Origin of the sequence: Companilactobacillus formosensis (assembly GCF_005405305.1) — a bacterium.
Taxonomy (GTDB): Bacteria; Bacillota; Bacilli; order Lactobacillales; family Lactobacillaceae; genus Companilactobacillus; species Companilactobacillus formosensis.
This window is the reverse complement of record NZ_BJDU01000006.1, coordinates 55,006-74,110: the sequence shown is the minus strand read 5'-3', so window position 1 is coordinate 74,110 and position 19,105 is coordinate 55,006. Positions and strand designations below refer to the sequence as shown.

Genomic DNA, 19,105 nt, shown 5'->3' with positions numbered 1-19,105 from the left:
TAAGCGTTATAACGTCATAATAAAAAGGATATGCCATACGGCATATCCTTTTTATTTAATTCGATTAATTAACTTTTTGACGACATTTTTTAATATGACTTGATTATGACTCTTAGGTAATTTTTCAATTTCTACAACTGCTCGATCAGTAAATTTACGAGCAATTTGCTTAGCTTGGTCCAAATAACCATCGTCTAGTACTATTTGAGTTGCCAGTTGATCATCTTCATCGTTTAAATGATTCTTCGATAAAATGGCAATTAATTTCTGATTCTTAGCTTCTAATCCTAATATATACGGCAGTGAATAAACACCATTTTTCAAATCTTCATGAACTGGCTTTCCAGTTTGAGAAGTCGAACTGAAATCTAATATATCGTCAATAATTTGAAAAGCCATCCCGATATCGTGACCGATATTTTGGCAACGTTCAACGATTTCTTGACTGCCATCACTGAAAATAGCGCCCATTTTGGCACTGAGGCTGAATAATTCAGCTGTTTTTCCGGAAATTTCTTTAAAATACATATCGGTAGTAGCGTCGACATTGAAATTAATTAACATCTGATCTAACTCTCCGACCAATATCTTCTTCATACTCAGGGCATTTAACAAAATATCCGTGTTATGTTGCAAATGCTTGGAGATCAATTCAAAGTAAAGCGTAAATAAATAATCCCCAGCGTAGATTGCATTTCTTCGCCCGTATTTGGTGTGGATCGTAGGACGACTGCGGCGCAATGGTGAATCATCGATCACGTCATCGTGAATCAAAGTTGCCACATGCAGGATCTCAATCGAAGCTGCCAAAGGAATCAATTCTTGTGTCGTTTTTTTAGTAGTGCCAAAATCACTGAACAGCAAGAAAAATGCCGGACGTAACATCTTCCCGCCTGAAGTTAAATCGACAATCATTTTGCTAATATCTAGATTTTGAATCTTAACTTCTTGGTGAATGAAATCAGTCGTTAGATCCAATTTTTCCCCTAATTTAGGGTAACTTTTCCAAATTGAGTTCGCCATATAATTTCTCATACCCCTGTATTACTTTGTTGTAATCTAAAATAATTCTATAATAGAACCTATCAAATCCAAAGGACTGATTTTGTTGAAACCATCTGTTTTTTTCGAACTAGTTGAAATCAAAGCCAAAACGGCTAGCGTCTTTCCATTCTTGATGGGGACGTTGTATTCATATTATCACTGGCACTCAATTAACGCTCTTGATTTGGTCTTATTTTTCATTGCAATGTTCTTATTCAATATGGCCGTCGACATCAATGACAATTACTGGGATTACAAAAATGCCACTGGTGATGACTTCCGCCAAAAGACTAATGTTATTGGTGTCCACAATCTAAACATCCATCTAGTCGGCTGGCTTGATTTTTCTTTCACCGTTATAGCGGCTATCATTGGCCTCTTTATCGTTTATCGAACTGGCTTGCCTTTACTTTATTTAGGCCTATTCTCATTTGCAGTCGGTTTTTGTTACGCTGGTGGACCTTTTCCTATTAATCGTGGACCTTTCGGAGAGTTCTTCTCTGGTTTTACGATGGGCTATGTAATTTATTTGATTGCTATCTACATTAACGTCGTCAACAATCCGTTTGTAGAACTGAACTTTAAATTCTACGGGGATGCCTTGTTATCATCGCTTTTGACTGTCTTTGCAATTTCCAATCTTTTATTAGCTAACAATATTGCTGATCAAAAAGAAGATATTGGATTAGGCAGAAAAACTCTGGTCTATTATCTTGGTAAAAACAATTCGATTTTCATTCTAAAATGGCTCTATGTTCTAGGCTATTTAGCATTATTCTGTTCCGTTTTACTCGGCCTATTACCGAAATTAATGTTACTAACTTTCTTAATTATTCCAATAGTATATAAAAATGCCAAAGCCTTCAGCAATAATCCCATCAAAAAGAAAACTTTCCCATTGATCATCAAAAATCTCTTGCTGATAACTTTGACACAAACAGTTACATTTATTTTAGGTATTATTTTTAAGCTCTAAATCCATCTAATAATCTAGCAAAATCATAAGTATCTTGCGCAATCATTAGTTCTTCGTTCGTTGGAATCGTGTAGGCGGCAATCTTTGAATCATCAGTTGTGATTCTAATTTCTTTGCCCCTGACGTGATTATTTTCGTTGTCGATCTTCAAGCCCATAAATTCCAAGCCGCTCATAATATCTTCACGAACTTCACTAGAGTTTTCACCAACTCCGGCAGTAAAGGCTATGACGTCTACTCCACCCATTTCGGCGATATAAGAGCCAATAAACTTCAAAATGCGATTACGATACATTTCCAAAGCTAATTTGGCGCGTTGATTAGTATCTTCATTAGCTTCAATATCACGCATATCCGGTGAAATACCAGAGATACCTAATAGTCCTGATTTGTTATTTAAGATATCGATCATATCGTTAATATCAGTCAAACCAAGTTTTCTCATCAAATATGGCAAAATCGAGAAGTCAATGTCACCACTTCTAGAACTCATCATAATACCAGCTAGTGGTGTGAAGCCCATCGAAATATCGAAAGCTTTACCATGTTTGATGGCACTAATAGAAGCACCACTACCTAAGTGAAGGATGATAACATTTTTATCTTGGATACCGCCATCGACAATTTTATCCAAACGTTGAGCGATATAACGATGGCTAGTTCCGTGAGCGCCATAACGACGGGTATGATATTTTTTATAATCATCCATATCGATACTGTAAAGATAATTCATTGCAGGAATATCAACAAAGAATGAGGTATCAAAAACAGCTACTTGAATTGCCCTAGGGACCAATTTCTTAAAAACATCAATGTAATAGGCTTCTATTTTATTGTGCAGTGGAGCATACTCCGACAAATCGATAATTTTTTGCAAGTTTTCATCGGTCACGATGGCTGATTTTTTAAATTCTTCCCCTCCAGCAACCACACGATGACCAAAGGCTACAATATCTTCGTATCTTTGGATAATATCCATATCCTTCAAGGCATCTAGAACTGCTAATACGGCGACATCATTAGATTCAATAGCTTTTTCTTCTTCAACTTTCTTACCGTTGTACTTCAATTTAAAGATAGCTTTAGGACTGCCCAGACGGTCGATCATACCTGAAGCAATCGTTACTTTTTCAGGCATTTCAAAAAGTTTCCACTTCAAAGTTGAACTACCTGCATTTATAGCCATAATCTTCATACAAAAACTCTCCTTTTTTGGTCTAGGTTTACTCTTTAAATAGCTTTATACCAAACTTTACACTAATATAAAAAAATGCTACTCTTTAGTAACTATTATAAGTCTTTTTATGGGGTAATTCATTCGTGAAATTTTTAGACATGTTACGCAAAATTGATGAGAAACCAGAGCAACCTCAAAATCCTGCTCCCGATTCTCCTAAAAAGGACGAAAATCCTGATCAAAGTACTGAACAAGAGGCTTCTACACCAGTAGCTGAGCCTGAAAAGAAAGAGGAAAATCTTCCCGTGTCAGTTCATGATAAACGTATCAATATCGAAGAACAAATGAACGATCTCTCACATCAATATGCTAAGTTGAGAAATGACCTCAAAACTAATCTTTTCACTGAAAAAGATGAATTTGAAGCTAAAAAAGCTACTTTAGACAAATATTTAGAAACTCTCAAGCGCGACGAAAAAGAATCAAACGAGAAATTAGCTAATACGAAAGCTCAAAACGATGATGCTGCTAAAGAACATCTTGCTAGCGTAAATGCCGATCGTAAAGAACAAGAAGAAAATCTTCAAAAACTCCAATCAGAACTAAATGATCTTAATTCTGAAATCAATACTAAGACTGCCAAGTTAGAGTCGTTACAAAACGATTTAGCTAAGAATGAACAATCTGAAACTGACATGTCTGATTCCATCAAAGAAGAAAAAGACTTACAAAAAATGATGGTTTTGATGGAGAAACAAAAGAACTCTATCAATACTCTCTATGATGAAAGAAAAGACCTCAAGGGTCAAATAAATAGTGCCCAAGAAACTATTACACAACTAAATGGTCAAGCAGATGATTTAAACAGTAATATCAGTCAAGTCAATTCTAAGATCAACGACCTCAAACAAAAGGCCAATGAAATTGATGACAAGATGAAGAGTGATCACAATTACCGCGTTGAAACTATCGGTGGTTTAGAACGTCACCTTCAAAGTTTAGATGAAGAACATCAAAAAATTGATGGCGAACTTGCTGAAGTCAACAATAATATCGACTACATTACTAAATATATCAAAGACGTCTTCCATTCAGCTTATTTAGTACGTGATGTTTACTTAGATAAAGATAAAGAATATTACGTAGCTGCCGATGATTTCGAATCTGACACGGCTAAGAATGATCTATTTGGAATGATTGATTATCTAGAAACTAAACTACAAAAACCAGTCACAGTCGTTTCTACTTTCTACAACAATCACATTCATGACATTATTGACGCCAAGGCTAAAGCTAGTCACTTGCCCATTCCTAATGTCGTTAATATTTTCGACCAACTTCAAACTAGTTCTAATCCGACTAACAAAAAGGTCGCAATTCCTGAAAATACCGATTGGGTAACGAGAACCGATGTTGAATCTCAAGATACTTTCATTTATGACCAAAAACAAACGCTTCTAATGACCGTTGAATACTTTGATAAGTTAATTGACCGTATTAATTACTACAAGAACGATCAAGTTGTTAAAACTAATATTTATAACGGCGATGGTCAATTATCATCTACTCAAAACTTCAACAAGAACAAAGAACTTTCAGAACAAAACTTCTATCGTACTGATGGTTCAATCGTTTTGACAGTTATCTTTGAAAAGAACCAAGCTGTAAGTTTCCAATTGTTCGACAAGAATGGTTTGTTGGAACACGACTTCAACGAAAAATCTGAATTGATCACATGGTGGTTGAAGAACATTACTCCAAACACTGAAAATGCTGTTTTTGTTGGTAACAATTCTGATTTGCTTTACCAACTAATTATGAGCACCAACAGCATTTCAAGCGATAATACAATTCGTCTACTTCAAGATGTTGTCAAAAATATCAATGCTGTAATTGATTTACTTGATAAACATAATGATATCAAGGATATTTTCGTTCAAACAGACGATGATCTCCATGAAATCGAGAATAAGACAAACCGTGATATTAGTGTTAGTGTTATTAATACATCAAGCAATGGTATGTTGTCTCTTCCTGAATCATTAAAAATATAATTTATTTTTAAACGCTCATTGATGGGTGTTTTTTTATAATTTCTGTGAAAGTGAAAAAGACTATGAAAACTATATCTGTTATCGTTCCGTGTTTTAACGAACAAGAAACCATTAATATTTATTATGACGCCATGACCAAGCTCAAGGAACAAACTAATAAATTCAAGCTGGAATATTGGTTTATCGATGATGGATCAAAAGATCGAACATACTCAATCTTAAAAGATTTACAAAAAGCCCATAGTGATGAGGTTCACTTTATTTCCTTCTCACGTAACTTCGGTAAAGAATCAGCCTTATACGCTGGATTAAACGAAGTAACTGGTGATTATATCGCCGTTATGGATGTCGATCTTCAAGACCCACCAGAAATGCTGCCCGAAATGTTTGATTTGCTAGAAGATGGCGAATATGATTGCGTCGGAACAGCTAGAATGGACCGTGAAGGTGAAAATAAAATAATTTCTTTCTTCTCTGATGGTTTTTACAAAGTCATTAATAAAATGTCTCAGACAAAAATCATCCCCGGAGCTAGAGATTATCGCTTGATGACTCGCCAAATGGTTGAAGCTATCAAATCAATGACTGAATACAATCGTTTCTCCAAAGGTATCTTTAGTTGGGTCGGATTCAAGACTAAGTACTTACCTTACAAAAATCGTGAACGTTCAGCCGGTTCAACTTCTTGGAACTTCTGGAAATTATTTAAATATGCCATTACCGGTATCGTCGATTTCTCAGAAGGACCTCTGATGTTTGCCACATGGATGGGAACTTTCTTCTCAATTGTTTCGGTTATCGGCATCATTGCAGTCTTTATTCGGAAATTAATCTACCCACTAAGTAGCGTTGGTGGCTGGGCCTCAATGGTCTCAATTATTTTATTCATCGGTGGAATTCAACTTCTCAGTATCGGTATTTTAGGTGAATATATCGGTAAAATTTTCTTGGAAGTTAAAAAGCGCCCTATCTATATCGTTAAAGATAAAAAATAACAGCAGGATATTATCGGAGCAATTCGATAAACGTCCTGCTTTTTTCTTATCTTGTGATAAACGAGTTATATTAATATATAATATATAGGAATAGAACAAGGGACGGACAGGAATATGAACGTACGGGATCAACAAGCCGAAAATACTAAGAGTGCGATTTTGAAAGTTGCTGCAGAGATGTTTCTTTCACAAGGCTATCAAGCTACTTCGACACGCAAGATTGCTCAAGAGTTAAACATCACGCAACCTAACATGTATCACTATTACAAGAACAAAAAAGTTCTTTACATCAAAGCACTTGAACATGTCGTCAGTGGCTTTAGCGATAGTTTGCTAGAAGAATATAAAGAGAATCAAGATTTACCTTTTGAAGAATTACTTTTAAAAATTTCACAATTTATGATTGGTAATTTCAAAATAAATTATTTCATTATGAGAAATGATATCGAAACTTTCTTCACTCCAGAGGAACGAAAAGAGATCATGCAAAATTGGGACGGCGGATATTATAAAGTCTTATTCAACGTTTTCCAATCTCACAAAGAAGAACTACGTTCCGACCTAGCTATTCCAGTTCAAGTTGGAACTTTTTTAACAATGTTACTCCCTTACATTGAGTACAACGATGCTAAAAGGAAGCGCAATATTGCTAATCTTAAAACGGTTATCAATATTTTCATCAATGGCATCACGAAAAATTAGGAGGATGCCATGGAATTTTTAACCCTTTTAGCCTTAATGCTTTTTCTAACACTAGTTGTTAGTCATATCTTTAATAAAATCAATATCCCAGCAGTCGTCGGGCAACTTATCTTAGGAGTTATCTTAGGAAAAGGTGTCCTTAATATCGTTAAGCCGACGCATGAAGTAGAATTATTTGCTGACATTGGGGTTATTTTACTGATGTTTCTTGCCGGTCTTGAGAGTGACTTGAAACTGCTCAGAAAACACTTATTACCTAGTATCAACGTTGCTATCTTCGGCGTTATTTTACCAGTCGCTTTAACTTTAGCTACTGCTCTGATTTTTGGTATCAACCTCAAAGAAAGTATCTTCATGTCAGTTGTCTTCGCTGCTACTTCTGTTTCTATCTCAGTTGAAGTTTTGAAGAGCTTGAATTATCTCTCCAGTACTTCCGGAACCGTTATTTTAGGTGCAGCAGTCGCCGACGATATTTTGGCTATTTCTATTTTGAGTGTCATGTCAGGAACTTTAACTGGTGATTTCTCAGCTCAAAAAATCTTAACATTATTAGGCTTTTGGCTAGTCTTTGCCATTCTTGTCATCGTCTTTTATAAGTGGATCATCCCCGATTTAATGAAATTATCTGAATATTTAGAAGCAACTCATGCTCCAACAATCTTTGCTTTAGTAATTTGTTTTGTCTTGGCTTATTTGGCAGACAAAGTACAATTGGATTCTGTCTTGGGTGCTTTCATTGCTGGTATTGCCGTTTCCAATGCCAAAGATTACAACCCTAAGGTCAATCAAAATATTGAAATGATTGGTTATGCCGTCTTTATTCCAATTTTCTTTATTAGTATCGGTCTTAATCTTGAATTTAATAATTTTTTACGTGATTTTTGGTTAATCGTTATTTTTACTGTTACTGGTATTATTGGGAAATTATTCGGTGCCGGCTTTGGTGCCAAGATTTCTGGATTCGATCTAAAAGATTCTTACGTCATCGGATCAGGAATGATTTCTCGTGGTGAAATGGCTCTAATCGTTGCCCAAGTTGGTTACAGCGTTCATTTATTATCCGAGGAATACTATTCTACCGTCATTATCAGTGTCATTTTGATCACTATCATAGCTCCATTCTTCTTGAAACACTCAATTAGTAAAAATCCTTTATAGCAAATGGTTTCTCCTATTGCCTGGAACGATATATAATAATTAGGTAAACGTTTTAATTTCAAAATAGAAGGAGAAAGGTAATTATGGCACATATTTTAGTACTAGGCGCTGGATATGGTGGCTTGAGAGCTGCTCGTGACTTGGCTAAGAGTACCCCAGCGGGAACACAAATTGATTTAATTGATAAAAATGAAAAACACGTTGAAAAGACTGCTTTGCATACTATTGCAGCAGGAACTAATCGTGCTGATGCAGTTAGCTTTGATGTTCGTTCAGTTCTACCTTCAAACGTTAACTTTATCAAGGCAACTGTTTCAAAACTTGATTTAGATAACAAAACAGTCGAATTCTCTGACCACGAGGACATTACCTATGATTACATCGTTGTTTCATTAGGTTTCCGTTCTGAAGACTTCGGACTAGAGGGCGCTAGCGAAAATGCCTTGATTCTTCAAGATCTTGAAACTGCCCAAAACATCTATAAGACTATCAATCAAAACATTGCTAACTACAAGAAATCAAACGATCCAGCCGACTTAAATATCATCGTTTGTGGTGCTGGATTTACTGGTGTTGAAATTCTTGGTGAGTTAGTTGATACAGTTAAAATCCTAAAGGCTAAATATGAAGTACCTGAAATTAAAGTAACTTGCCTGGAAATGGCTACGAGAATCCTTCCAATGTTCGATGAGAACCTTGCAACTTACGCCGTCGACTATTTGGATAAGAACGGAATTAAATTGCTCACAGGCGCTAAAATCAAGAAAATCGAACCTAAATCTGTTGTTTACATGGATGGAGATACTGAAAAGAGCGTTGAAGGAAGTACTATCATTTGGACCGTTGGTGTCAGTGGCTCAGATGTCATCAAAGACTCTGGTATCGATGCAAGAAGAAATCGTGTCATGACAACCGAATTTCTTAACCTTGAAGCACATCCTGAAGCTTACTTCATCGGTGATGATTCAGCTATTATTCCTAAGGGTGAAGAACGTCCTTACCCTACCACTGGTCAATTAGCAACTGCTGAAGGTAGTGGTGCTGCCTTTAATATTGCTGCTGCATTGAACGGCAAAGACTTGAAGCCATTCGTCTACCACTCAATGGGAACTGTTGCTTCTCTTGGTCAAAATCATGGTATCGCCGAAATTACCGACAAGAATTTGAAATTCAAGGGACCATTTGCTTCCTTACTCAAACACTTGTCAGCTGATCGTGGAATCATGGAAATTGCTGGTATCAAGACAGCTATTAAAAAAGGTACCATTTAATTAGAAACTCAAAAACAGGTCTGATTTTACATCAGGCCTGTTTTTTTTAATTTTTAGTTATTCCAATCAAAGTGGCACCTACTAACACGAATATCAAACCTACGAAAACAATCATTCTTTCTCTTTTAGACTTACTTTCATTCAGTAAAAACATTCCACCTAGGGTTGAAACGACTACATTCAACTGTGACATTGTGAAACCAACCGCAATTCCATTTATTTCATTACTCAACAGCAATGCCAAATTGGCAATGGCAAAGCAAAATCCAGTCGGAATATTAGCTAGAGTCTTCTTAGAAAACATATTATTGTCCTTTTGTAACAAGACTAAAATGGTCATAGTTAAAAGCATTGCAAGAGCTTGTGGAAACAACATATCCCAACCATTCAAACCAAACAACCTAGGAAAAATAGCATAACCCATCATTCCAAATGTAGATAATAACAATAACAACAAGCTTCTTTTTAGATTAGTTTTGTCATAATTACCACGTTTACTTTTTGAAATAATAGTTACGCCAGATATGATGATAATTAATGCAGTAATCCCAAGTATAAATTGCCAATGCTCTGTCCATTCGTGGAAATAAATGGCTCCAAACAGTGTAGTCCCTAACAATTGCTCCCCTGTACTAATGGGCATTGTAATTGTCACACCTACTAAATCAAATGATTTAACTTGCAACAATTGTCCAAAGCACCATGAAGCACCACACAAAAGTGATCCTACAATTAAATTGAATGAAAAATTAGGTAGACCTCTAAAAAGCAAGATCACTAAAGAAAAAATCATCGTCCCTAGAACCATGCCCATTACCTTATTGGTGAATTTGCCACCCACTTTTTGCATAACTAACGATTGTGCTCCCCAACCTAATGCGGGAACTAACGATAATAATATTGCACCCATTTTTCCTCCTAAAAAAGAGATACTTTATCTAGCAAAGTACCTCTTTTCTTATTATTTAAATTCGATTTTTTTCTTACCGGAATCATCCAAAACGATAGATTGATCAAAAGCTTGATTATCATTCATTCTCTCTGATTTAATTTTCAAAGTTATTTCTTTATTTGGGGCACCGTGAAGTGTCACTGTTTTAACTTTACCGTCATTCCAAGAAACGTCGACTTTCACATTACCGCGCACTCTTAAACCACGATAATTACCAATTTTCCATTCTTTTGGCAAAGCAGGTAATAATTCTACAAATCCATTTTGACTTTGAATTAACATTTCACAAATTCCACTCACAGCACCAAAGTTTCCATCAATTTGAAATGGTGGATGATCATCAAAAAGATTATTCAAAGTAGAATTCCTTAACATCCCATAAAGTTCTTCATTGGCTTTTTGACCATCATGCAATCGTGCAAAGAAATTAACTAGCCAAGCCGAACTCCAACCGGTTCTCTTGCCACCAACAAAACCAGTCTTAGTCCAACCATTAATAGCATCTTCTCGAGATTTGCTATCCAAATAAGAACCATTCTCTAGTCTGCGCTTAATTGTGACTTGAGCCGCATTGATTAACTCTGGAGTTTCTTCTTCATTTATTTCATGTCCAGGGAATAGACCAAATAAGGGGGAGATATGTCTATGTCCTGGTTCAACTTCATCGTAATCCTCAAGCCATTCTTGTACTTGACCGTGTTTACCAATCTTAGTTTTTGGTAATTTAGCTCTCATTTGTGCAATCTTATCGACAAAATCTTTGTCAACTCGTAAAACTTTGGCACTTTCGATGACACATTGGAAAAAGTAACGCAAAATTTGGTTATCGATCGTTGGTGACAGGCAAACATTACCTTCAGTTCCATTGGGTAGGCGATATTTATTTTCTGGAGATACTGAAGGACCTGTTACCAAGTGACCTTTAAATTCAAATAAGTAATCTTCGTAAAATTCAGCTGCTTCTTTCATTACCGGATAATTCTTTTTCAAGAAATCTTCGTCTCCGGTAAACAAGTAATGTTCCCAAATATGCGTACATAGCCAAGGCACAGTTGTATTCCAAATAGCCGCTGCAATAGCATGTGATTGAGGTGCTGTATCAAAAAATGCATCCGTATTGTGATGAGCCGTGAATCCTCTGGCGTTGTACATTTTTTGGGCCGTGATTCGACCATGTGGACGTAAATTATTTAATAAATCGAATAATGGTTCTTCCATTTCTGACAAGTCACAAGGACCAGCCATCCAATAGTTCATTTCCGTATTGATATTAATAGTAAATTTAGAACCCCAAATCGGGTTAGTGTTTTCAGACCAAATTCCTTGCAAATTGGCCGGTAAACCACCAGGTTGGCTAGAAGAAATCAGTAAATATCTACCGTAATTAAAATACAAATTGAGTAAATAATTATCTTCTTTGCCACTTTTAACTCGTTTTAGACGTTCATCTATTGGCAAATCATCTATTGGATCTGCAATATTTAATGAAACTCTATTAAACAATTTTTGATAATTATTAATATGACTATCTAATTCATCTTTAAAATTGAATGCCAATAACTTTTGCAAATAATCAAAGCATCTTTGATCATCATTGGCTCGATAATAATCAGTTGCGGAGGTCAACAAGATAGTTGCTTTAGTCATATTTCTGCCAACTATCGTTTCGCCCAAAACTTTTTTCTGACCGTCAGTTTCTAACAGACAACCAACTTTGAATTTAGTTCCTTTTACGCCACCAGCACTGGCACTCATTACGATACCTTGATCAGAAAATTTTTCTACTTTATCACTGAAACGCTTTTCTCGACCAAGTTGAATATTTAAATTAAGTTTCTCAGGTTGCGAGCTTTTATATTGGATTACCAATGTATGCAGTTTCTTACTAATGAAATAGATTCTTTGATAATTAACATCATTTACCGTATAAGAAACTGATAAAGTCGCATTTTCTAAATCTAATTCTCGGTGATAATTTTTGACCGACTCAGAATCAACATCGATTTGATCAATAAACAATTCACCCATGAATTCATAATGACTTTGATCTCTAGGAGTTCCAAACATCGTCAATTTCATTAATTCTTCAGCTTCTGACACTTTATCTTCCATCAACAATTGCCGAACTTTGGACAAATACTTACCGGAGTCGGGATTATTACGATCAACGGCACCACGATACCAAATAGTTTCATTATTAAGGCTAACTACTTCGTCTTTAATATTGCCGTAGACCATGGCACCTAAATGTCCATCCCCAAGTGGCAAAGCCTCATTCCAGTTTTTAGCGCTTTGTTTATACCATAATTTCATAACTTTACTCCCCTACTTTGCTAAAATATGTAACCAAACTAAGAGAATAGATAGAGCCATGATGGCAAAAATCAAAATAACTGGATTCTTACCTTTGTGAATCAATTTGTAAATTCCTAGTGTAACTAATAAAGGCAAAATCTTAGGGAAGATGTCATTGATAATCTTGTTTAGAGAAATTGTCAATCCACCTTGGACAAACTTAACGCCCAAATTAACTGTTACCATTTGTGGAATCAAACCACCAACTAAAACTAGGCCTAAAGCAATCGCCATATTGGTAATTCTATCCAATGTACCTTTGCTAGAACTCTTTTGAATCAATTCAGACCCACCAGTATATCCTGCTTTTAATCCGAAATATTTCAAGGGAATATTAATGGCATTGAACAATACTAAAGAAACTATCAAGCCTAATGGATTACCAGTCTTGGCATATGAAGCTCCCAAACTCATACAGATAGGGACCAAAGTTAGCCAAATTAAACTATCACCTAATCCTGATAATGGACCCATCAAACCAATTTTGATACCTGTAGTTGTTTCAGCATGATCGTTTCCATCTTCTTCTTCCAATGCTGAAGTAACACCGAGAATAAATGGTGCCATTGATTGGTGCGTATTGAAGAATTCTAGATGTCTCTTCATAGCTTGAGACATTGCTGTCTTACTTTTACCATAAAGCTTTTTCAAAACAGGAGTAATCGTATATAAAAATCCTAAGTTTTGCATACGTTCATAATTCCAAGAAGCTCCATAAAAGAAACTTCTAGCAAAAACTTTATTCAGTTCTTTTTTGCCAATAAGCTTATCATTAGTTTTTTTCAATTCTTTTGATGTCATAGGTCGTAATCCTCCTCATCGTCATCATTATCGTCAGTCTTATCTTCCGACGTATCTGGTTCTGATTCTGCAGCTGGTTGAGCTTCTGCCTTATTTGATTTGATAAGATCATAAGCATAAGCAACGATTACACCAATCAAAGCAATACCTACAGTTGGCATATTTCCGAAAGCTGAACAAACAAATCCAATAAGCAAGAAGACCCACATACCTTTTTTGAGCATCATATTTAACAACATCGCAAAACCAATAGCTGGTAAAATACCACCGGCAACAGATAATCCAGTCATTACAACATCAGGAATCTTATCAAATAGTGCTGAAACGTATTCCCCACCTAGCATTACGGCTAAGAAAACAGGAACAACTTTAAAGACAACAATTGTTGCCAAACTCAAGTAATGATACAAACCTACTCGACTGATATCACCAACTTCAGCATCTTTTTGAGCTTTATTTAGGAAGTAGATATCGGCTGTCTTAGCTAAAACATCCAATTGTTGTGTAACGACCGCAATAGGAACCGCAATCGCAACACCAGCGGTAGCACCTTTTCCAGACATAATACCAAAGGCTGTACCGACGATAGCACCAGTAATAGTATCAGGTGGTGTGTATCCACCAATACCCGTTACACCTAACCACATTAATTCCAATGTGGCACCAATAATTAAACCTTGAGTAAAATTACCCATAACTAGTCCTGCCATAGCACCTGTTATTAGAGGTCTATGGATTAGAAACAATGGACCATTATAATCAACCGTCGCAATAACTGTTATCAGCGACAATAAAATTGCTTTAACAAACATAATTGATTCATTCCCCTCTATAGAAATTTACTAATGTCTGTAATGCTGTCATTTGGAACCATCTGAATTTGAACATCAACATTATCATCCAAAATCTTCCTGAAGTACTTACGATCCTCATCATCCAAAGCAACACCAGCAGTTACTTTTTCACGTTCTTCGTTAGCACCCATTTGGCCGACGTTCAAATATGGTATTTCTACACCATTGTCGACACATTCAAAAACATCCTTTGGATTAGTGAAAATCAACATTGTCGTTCTCTTGATAGGATTCTTCTTATAAACTCGAATAAACTTTTCGACACCGAAGATTACGATTTTAACCCCAGATGGAGCTGTCATTTTCAAAACTGATTGTTGAACTTTATTCTCCATAACCTTATCGTTCACAATAATTATTTGTTCAATGTCGTTCTTCTTGACCCAAGTAGTTACAACCTGTCCATGTACCAATCTGTCATCAATTCTTACAAACTTAATTGCCATATTAATCCATCCCTTCTACAAAGAAATATCGTCATCAGAATCTTCATCAAGTTGTTTTGCCTTTTCTTCTGAAAAAATCTTGATTGATTCTGGAGCTGAGTTCTTCAAATCATCCGTTATTTCTTTTAATTTATTATCACTTTTTGATACGGCTTCTAATAAGATTGGTAGGTTCGTACCAGTTACCATATCAACATTTTCTTTTTCCAAAATTAATTGCGCTAAAGCGTTATAAGGAGTTCCACTAAAAAGATCAATTAAAAACAAATATTCATTTTCATCGTCACATTTATCTAAAACTTCTTGATATTTAGCTTTTAATTCATCAATGGTATCTCCTTGAATAAATGGGATAGCTACGACGTTATCGCTATGACCAAAAATCATTTCACACGCACTTAGCATTCCTAATGAGAATTTCCCATGTCCACTAATTACAATCTTTGTCATTTCCTTTGCCCCTTTCACTTTTATATAAGCAATATCCATGCCAATAAGTGTATTAAAGCATCTATCCATTGATATTAAGGCAAAAAAAATAAAAACCACTTAAGAATGAAACACTTTCAATACACTCTTAAATGACTTTTAATACACTTTCAATACACTGTTTTAAATATCTTTTATAATCTCGCAAATGAATAATTTTTCATCTTTATTTAAAAATAAATCTAATTTTCTTTCCATTGGTAGCAATGTTTCATCGACTAAAGACATATATTTTTCAACATCTGGTTTTACCTCATCATCGTAGTTGATCGGATTGTCATTGCTACTGCGTTCAAAAGAAAATGCTGTATGCACGACCAATTTAATTATCGTGGCATTATTGAATGTTTTTCCTAAACGTATTTGTAATTCTTTTATCCAATCCATCAACATGGTAATGATTCGATGTGGATTTAAATATATCAAGTATTTATTAAGTGTATCTAAGCAAATATCACTAACAACTCTTCTTCCTGAAACAGTATCTTTTTTACCTTTCTTAATACCTAAAATACTACGAAGTTCTGCTTCACCATGTCCTGAAATCAAGCTTTCCAAGGATATAAATGGTGCACTAATTTCTGGATTCGTTGTCCCAACACTAGCTATTACTTGATAATTTTTAACGGCTTTAGCAACTGGCTCTTTTAAATGCAAGGCTGACAACCGAATAACTTTTACATCAGTTTCAGATGAATGGAGAATAATATCTTCCAACAATTCTTCAATCTTTTTGGCGGTACCTTCACCCGTTGTACAAATGGATAAAATAGCCTTGCTCTTACCACTAGTTGCTATTTTATTGGCAGTTGAAAAATCTTTAGAAACTGATTCATAAATACCATTTAAATCTAGATTCATATAATTAATTTTTCTAACAGTATCTAAAACAATACTTGTCGTTACATTGGGAATAGTTTTTAGTTCAATACCGGTTCTCATACTTAGTTTTGATTCCATCATATTCAAAGAACCCATATCAACTAACATTAAAACACCCATGCCGTTATCTATTTTTTTTAATTTCTTCACTAAACTCTCAAATAATTCTTGAGGTGTAACAGTTAAAGGCATGTCCAATGAATAAACCGGCGCTGTTCCTAATAGATCTTTAGCCACTTCAACCATTGAACTAGCTGTTGAGTTTCCGTGAGCCGCAACCAAAACACTAACACTCTTATTGTCATTAAAGTTTTCTATGGAATTAATTAGCATGGTCAAATAAATTATTTCCATCTCTGGTAACTCAATCCCTAAATCATTATTAATTACCTGGGCAAAAGTCTGAGCAACGTGATATTCATTTGAATACTTAGTTTTGACATCATGAATATTAATATTTTGAACATTACTCTCTTGCTTATCCCTTTTATAATAAGAATCCACGTGCATTCCGACATAATACAGGAAGCGACGGTCAAATTTAACTTTTAATGCTTTTTCACCAATATTTTTTAATTTCAAAGTAACCGCAAAAACTTTGGGATCAATGAATTTTAATAAGTGATAATTGACATTGTTGTTGGAAATAAATTTATTTACATGTAATTTCAAATCATTCAAAACATATTTATAGATTTGTTCTTTATCCATACCTTTATTTTGTAAATAATTATATTTTTCCTCAATCATGTTATAAATATTAGAATCATCGTATCTATCCAAAGTTTCATTATTAAATTTTCCCGGTGAAATTAACGTTACAACATCAACATATTTTGAAATTTCCTTAGACCTTTGAATATTTTGGCTACTTGAAATCCAGTCGTCTCGAATCTCTTCTGGCAGATCTTTAATCCCAATTTTTATTTCATCGTTCTGATAAAGATTATTTAAAAAGGCCTGGGCACAAGTTAATTGAATTTGCGATTTCAGTTGACCAACATTTCCATAATTAACTGAATGAATCAAGGCATTGATAACATCGATATCAACTCGAAAAGCTTTTTTGACTCGTTTCGATTCATTCAACATCAAAAATTTGATTAACTCGACCTTTTCTTTCATACTCCGATCTTTTAAAGATGGAATTTGTATGGTCATTGGAATACGTCTTAAAAAAGTTTCTAACATCGTTGAATTAGGATTCTCGGTGGTAGCACAAATAATCAAAACATTGGCTTTTCTCTTCGTACCATTTTCACCTAACCTACTAAACAAGCCATTGTCGATAAAATAAAACAGCATTTCTTGTCCTTCGGGAGTTAACCGATGTACTTCATCTAGAAGCAGAATTCCTCCATCAGCCTCTTCAACCAATCCTTTATGGTCTGAATCAGCACCAGTAAAAGCGCCTTTCGCATACCCAAATAATTGTGATAATAGTAATTGAGGATTTTGATAATAGTCAGCACAATTAAAGCTTTTAAATGGTGCGTCTTCAGGCAAGATATGCTCATATTTAGCATATTCATATATTTTGTTAGCGAAAAAAGTTTTACCAGAACCAGTTGGCCCTAACAACAACATATGCAATCCATGTGGTGGATAATAAACTGCTGCTTTCGCTTGGGATATTGGTTTCTTTAAACTGCCATCAAAACCAATAATGCCTTCAAATGGATCTTTATTTTTAGTTAAATGTTCTTCAACTCTGTTATTTACATTTTGCAAATCTTTAATATCATCAAATTCATGCTTGGTTAAATCCCTAATCCCAAAAACATCTTCAATTGTTTTTAAACCTATGTAACCAACAGGATATGATTTAATTTTTATGATTTTTCCGTCTCGATACAATTTATTGAGATCAGAACTAACGTTAGGTCGATTTAAATGCATTTTTGTTGCTAATTCAGTCGCAGAAACTCCACCTTGTTTAATGATTGATTCTTTAGTGGAATCTTTATAAACATCTAGTATTTCATTAAAGACTTTCTCTATTCTCCTCATTGCTACTTCCTTTCCTCAATTTTTGCAATCGCTTACCATTCATTTTAAACATTATTTATATTTAATCTAGAATTGTTTTATTTTTGCTTTACAAACATCTCAATAATATACTGACACTGAATAACTCCAAGGGGTGTTAATTATGGCAATTAAAAAGAATCAAATTTGTGCAATCTGTGGCAATCGTTTTACTATCATGGAAGGTCTTTTCTTAAGAGATCTTAGCGATTTATTAAAAGAACAAGTCATTCATACTAACAGTTATGCTAAAGAATCATCGTTTATTTGTTTAAAGGATCTACAAAAATTACGTATTTCCAAAATGCAAGACGTTATCGATGATGATTTAAAAATTGACCATGAAATGAGCGATAAACTCAAAAAGGAATTGGCCAAAGAAACCTATGTCATCAAAAATATCAATGATACCGTCTATGGAAAACGTACTAAAGGACAAAAATTGGCTGATGGCGTGGCTAAATTTGGTGGTAGTTGGGGCTTTATCATTGCCTTTACTGTCATTCTGATAGTTTGGATGACCATTAACGTCATTCATCTTTTCGGAGTGAATTTTGATCCCTACCCATTTATTTTATTGAATCTATTCCTCAGTTGTGTAGCAGCTATTCAGGCACCAATCATCATGATGAGTCAAAACCGTCAAGCTGAACGTGATCGCTTTGATTCCGAAAATGATTATAAAACTAACACTAAATCAGAAATGGAAATTCGTATTCTTCATGAAAAAATCGACCAGCTAAATGAAGTTCAATGGCCTCATATTTTAGATATTCAAAAGATGCAAATCGAAGTTCTCAGCGAAATCGAAAATGAGATTCAATCGTTACGAGCCGAAAATAAGCCTAAAAAAGAACGTAATACTAGACATCCCAGTCGAAACTAAGCACAAAAAGGGCTCTACTAAAATAAATTTATTTT

16 protein-coding genes are annotated in these 19,105 nt (G+C 34.9%); 7 read left to right on the top strand and 9 right to left on the bottom strand.

Going from position 1 to position 19,105, the window contains the following annotated elements; genetic code table 11:
• Positions 1-51: 51 nt before the first annotated feature.
• The gene (locus FFM65_RS08125) at positions 52-1,023 is read right to left on the bottom strand and encodes a polyprenyl synthetase family protein (RefSeq protein WP_119316944.1); all 972 of its coding nucleotides are present in this window, start codon (positions 1,021-1,023) and stop codon (positions 52-54) included.
• 85 nt (positions 1,024-1,108) lie between these two features.
• Between FFM65_RS08125 and FFM65_RS08120 the strand changes: the two genes are divergently transcribed.
• Positions 1,109-2,020 (top strand): 1,4-dihydroxy-2-naphthoate polyprenyltransferase, encoded by a 912-nt coding sequence (locus FFM65_RS08120; RefSeq protein ID WP_119317452.1) that lies wholly within the window; start codon positions 1,109-1,111, stop codon positions 2,018-2,020.
• On the opposite strand, the gene FFM65_RS08115 is transcribed toward FFM65_RS08120, so the two are convergent.
• Complete coding sequence (locus tag FFM65_RS08115) at positions 2,010-3,215, bottom strand: acetate/propionate family kinase (RefSeq protein WP_119316943.1); 1,206 nt, start codon at positions 3,213-3,215, stop codon at positions 2,010-2,012. The genes FFM65_RS08120 and FFM65_RS08115 overlap by 11 nt on opposite strands.
• Before the next feature lie 125 nt (positions 3,216-3,340).
• Here FFM65_RS08115 and FFM65_RS08110 point away from each other — a divergent pair, with 125 nt between their 5' ends.
• From FFM65_RS08110 to FFM65_RS08090, 5 genes are all read left to right on the top strand, one after another.
• On the top strand, positions 3,341-5,251 hold the full coding sequence (locus FFM65_RS08110) for a coiled-coil domain-containing protein (RefSeq protein ID WP_119316942.1): 1,911 nt from the start codon (positions 3,341-3,343) through the stop codon (positions 5,249-5,251).
• Positions 5,252-5,313: 62 nt separating this feature from the next.
• Positions 5,314-6,246 carry a glycosyltransferase family 2 protein gene (locus FFM65_RS08105; protein ID WP_010017958.1) on the top strand — a complete coding sequence of 311 codons (933 nt, stop codon included), beginning with the start codon at positions 5,314-5,316 and terminating at the stop codon, positions 6,244-6,246.
• A 114-nt stretch (positions 6,247-6,360) separates the two neighbouring features.
• Entirely contained in the window at positions 6,361-6,948 is a 588-nt protein-coding gene (locus FFM65_RS08100; RefSeq protein WP_119316941.1) for a TetR/AcrR family transcriptional regulator, read from the top strand.
• 9 nt (positions 6,949-6,957) lie between these two features.
• Positions 6,958-8,106: a cation:proton antiporter gene (locus tag FFM65_RS08095; protein WP_119316940.1), complete on the top strand. Its 1,149-nt coding sequence runs from the start codon at positions 6,958-6,960 to the stop codon at positions 8,104-8,106.
• A gap of 83 nt (positions 8,107-8,189) precedes the next feature.
• The gene (locus FFM65_RS08090) at positions 8,190-9,377 is read left to right on the top strand and encodes an NAD(P)/FAD-dependent oxidoreductase (protein WP_119316939.1); all 1,188 of its coding nucleotides are present in this window, start codon (positions 8,190-8,192) and stop codon (positions 9,375-9,377) included.
• A gap of 46 nt (positions 9,378-9,423) precedes the next feature.
• Here the strand turns inward: FFM65_RS08090 and FFM65_RS08085 are convergent, their stop codons facing one another.
• The 7 genes from FFM65_RS08085 to FFM65_RS08055 all read right to left on the bottom strand — a co-directional run bounded on the left by FFM65_RS08085 (position 9,424) and on the right by FFM65_RS08055 (position 18,166).
• Positions 9,424-10,287: a GRP family sugar transporter gene (locus FFM65_RS08085; protein WP_119316938.1), complete on the bottom strand. Its 864-nt coding sequence runs from the start codon at positions 10,285-10,287 to the stop codon at positions 9,424-9,426.
• Between the two features lie 51 nt (positions 10,288-10,338).
• Complete coding sequence (locus FFM65_RS08080; RefSeq protein ID WP_119316937.1) at positions 10,339-12,642, bottom strand: glycoside hydrolase family 95 protein; 2,304 nt, start codon at positions 12,640-12,642, stop codon at positions 10,339-10,341.
• Positions 12,643-12,654: 12 nt separating this feature from the next.
• Complete coding sequence (locus FFM65_RS08075) at positions 12,655-13,485, bottom strand: PTS system mannose/fructose/sorbose family transporter subunit IID (protein ID WP_119316936.1); 831 nt, start codon at positions 13,483-13,485, stop codon at positions 12,655-12,657.
• Entirely contained in the window at positions 13,482-14,300 is an 819-nt protein-coding gene (locus tag FFM65_RS08070; protein WP_162897882.1) for a PTS mannose/fructose/sorbose/N-acetylgalactosamine transporter subunit IIC, read from the bottom strand. Before FFM65_RS08070 ends, FFM65_RS08075 begins: the two co-directional genes overlap by 4 nt.
• A gap of 14 nt (positions 14,301-14,314) precedes the next feature.
• Positions 14,315-14,785, bottom strand: a complete 471-nt coding sequence (locus tag FFM65_RS08065) for a PTS sugar transporter subunit IIB (RefSeq protein WP_119316934.1) — start codon at positions 14,783-14,785, stop codon at positions 14,315-14,317.
• 15 nt (positions 14,786-14,800) lie between these two features.
• Positions 14,801-15,235 carry a PTS sugar transporter subunit IIA gene (locus tag FFM65_RS08060; protein WP_119316933.1) on the bottom strand — a complete coding sequence of 145 codons (435 nt, stop codon included), beginning with the start codon at positions 15,233-15,235 and terminating at the stop codon, positions 14,801-14,803.
• Positions 15,236-15,397: 162 nt separating this feature from the next.
• Positions 15,398-18,166, bottom strand: coding sequence for a sigma-54-dependent transcriptional regulator (locus FFM65_RS08055; RefSeq protein ID WP_119316932.1), 2,769 nt, complete (start codon positions 18,164-18,166; stop codon positions 15,398-15,400).
• Between the two features lie 142 nt (positions 18,167-18,308).
• Here FFM65_RS08055 and FFM65_RS08050 point away from each other — a divergent pair, with 142 nt between their 5' ends.
• On the top strand, positions 18,309-19,070 hold the full coding sequence (locus FFM65_RS08050) for a DUF1003 domain-containing protein (protein ID WP_119316931.1): 762 nt from the start codon (positions 18,309-18,311) through the stop codon (positions 19,068-19,070).
• Positions 19,071-19,105 lie beyond the last annotated feature (35 nt).

What these genes read in the sequence shown, in the direction of transcription:
- FFM65_RS08050 (WP_119316931.1), top strand. Translation starts at nt 18,309, where the DNA reads ATGGCAATTAAAAAGAATCAAATTTGTGCAATCTGTGGCAATCGTTTT.
- FFM65_RS08075 (WP_119316936.1), bottom strand. Translation starts at nt 13,485, where the DNA reads ATGACATCAAAAGAATTGAAAAAAACTAATGATAAGCTTATTGGCAAA.
- FFM65_RS08065 (WP_119316934.1), bottom strand. Translation starts at nt 14,785, where the DNA reads ATGGCAATTAAGTTTGTAAGAATTGATGACAGATTGGTACATGGACAG.
- FFM65_RS08125 (WP_119316944.1), bottom strand. Translation starts at nt 1,023, where the DNA reads ATGGCGAACTCAATTTGGAAAAGTTACCCTAAATTAGGGGAAAAATTG.
- FFM65_RS08080 (WP_119316937.1), bottom strand. Translation starts at nt 12,642, where the DNA reads ATGAAATTATGGTATAAACAAAGCGCTAAAAACTGGAATGAGGCTTTG.
- FFM65_RS08055 (WP_119316932.1), bottom strand. Translation starts at nt 18,166, where the DNA reads ATGAGGAGAATAGAGAAAGTCTTTAATGAAATACTAGATGTTTATAAA.
- FFM65_RS08105 (WP_010017958.1), top strand. Translation starts at nt 5,314, where the DNA reads ATGAAAACTATATCTGTTATCGTTCCGTGTTTTAACGAACAAGAAACC.
- FFM65_RS08115 (WP_119316943.1), bottom strand. Translation starts at nt 3,215, where the DNA reads ATGAAGATTATGGCTATAAATGCAGGTAGTTCAACTTTGAAGTGGAAA.
- FFM65_RS08060 (WP_119316933.1), bottom strand. Translation starts at nt 15,235, where the DNA reads ATGACAAAGATTGTAATTAGTGGACATGGGAAATTCTCATTAGGAATG.
- FFM65_RS08090 (WP_119316939.1), top strand. Translation starts at nt 8,190, where the DNA reads ATGGCACATATTTTAGTACTAGGCGCTGGATATGGTGGCTTGAGAGCT.
- FFM65_RS08085 (WP_119316938.1), bottom strand. Translation starts at nt 10,287, where the DNA reads ATGGGTGCAATATTATTATCGTTAGTTCCCGCATTAGGTTGGGGAGCA.
- FFM65_RS08100 (WP_119316941.1), top strand. Translation starts at nt 6,361, where the DNA reads ATGAACGTACGGGATCAACAAGCCGAAAATACTAAGAGTGCGATTTTG.
- FFM65_RS08095 (WP_119316940.1), top strand. Translation starts at nt 6,958, where the DNA reads ATGGAATTTTTAACCCTTTTAGCCTTAATGCTTTTTCTAACACTAGTT.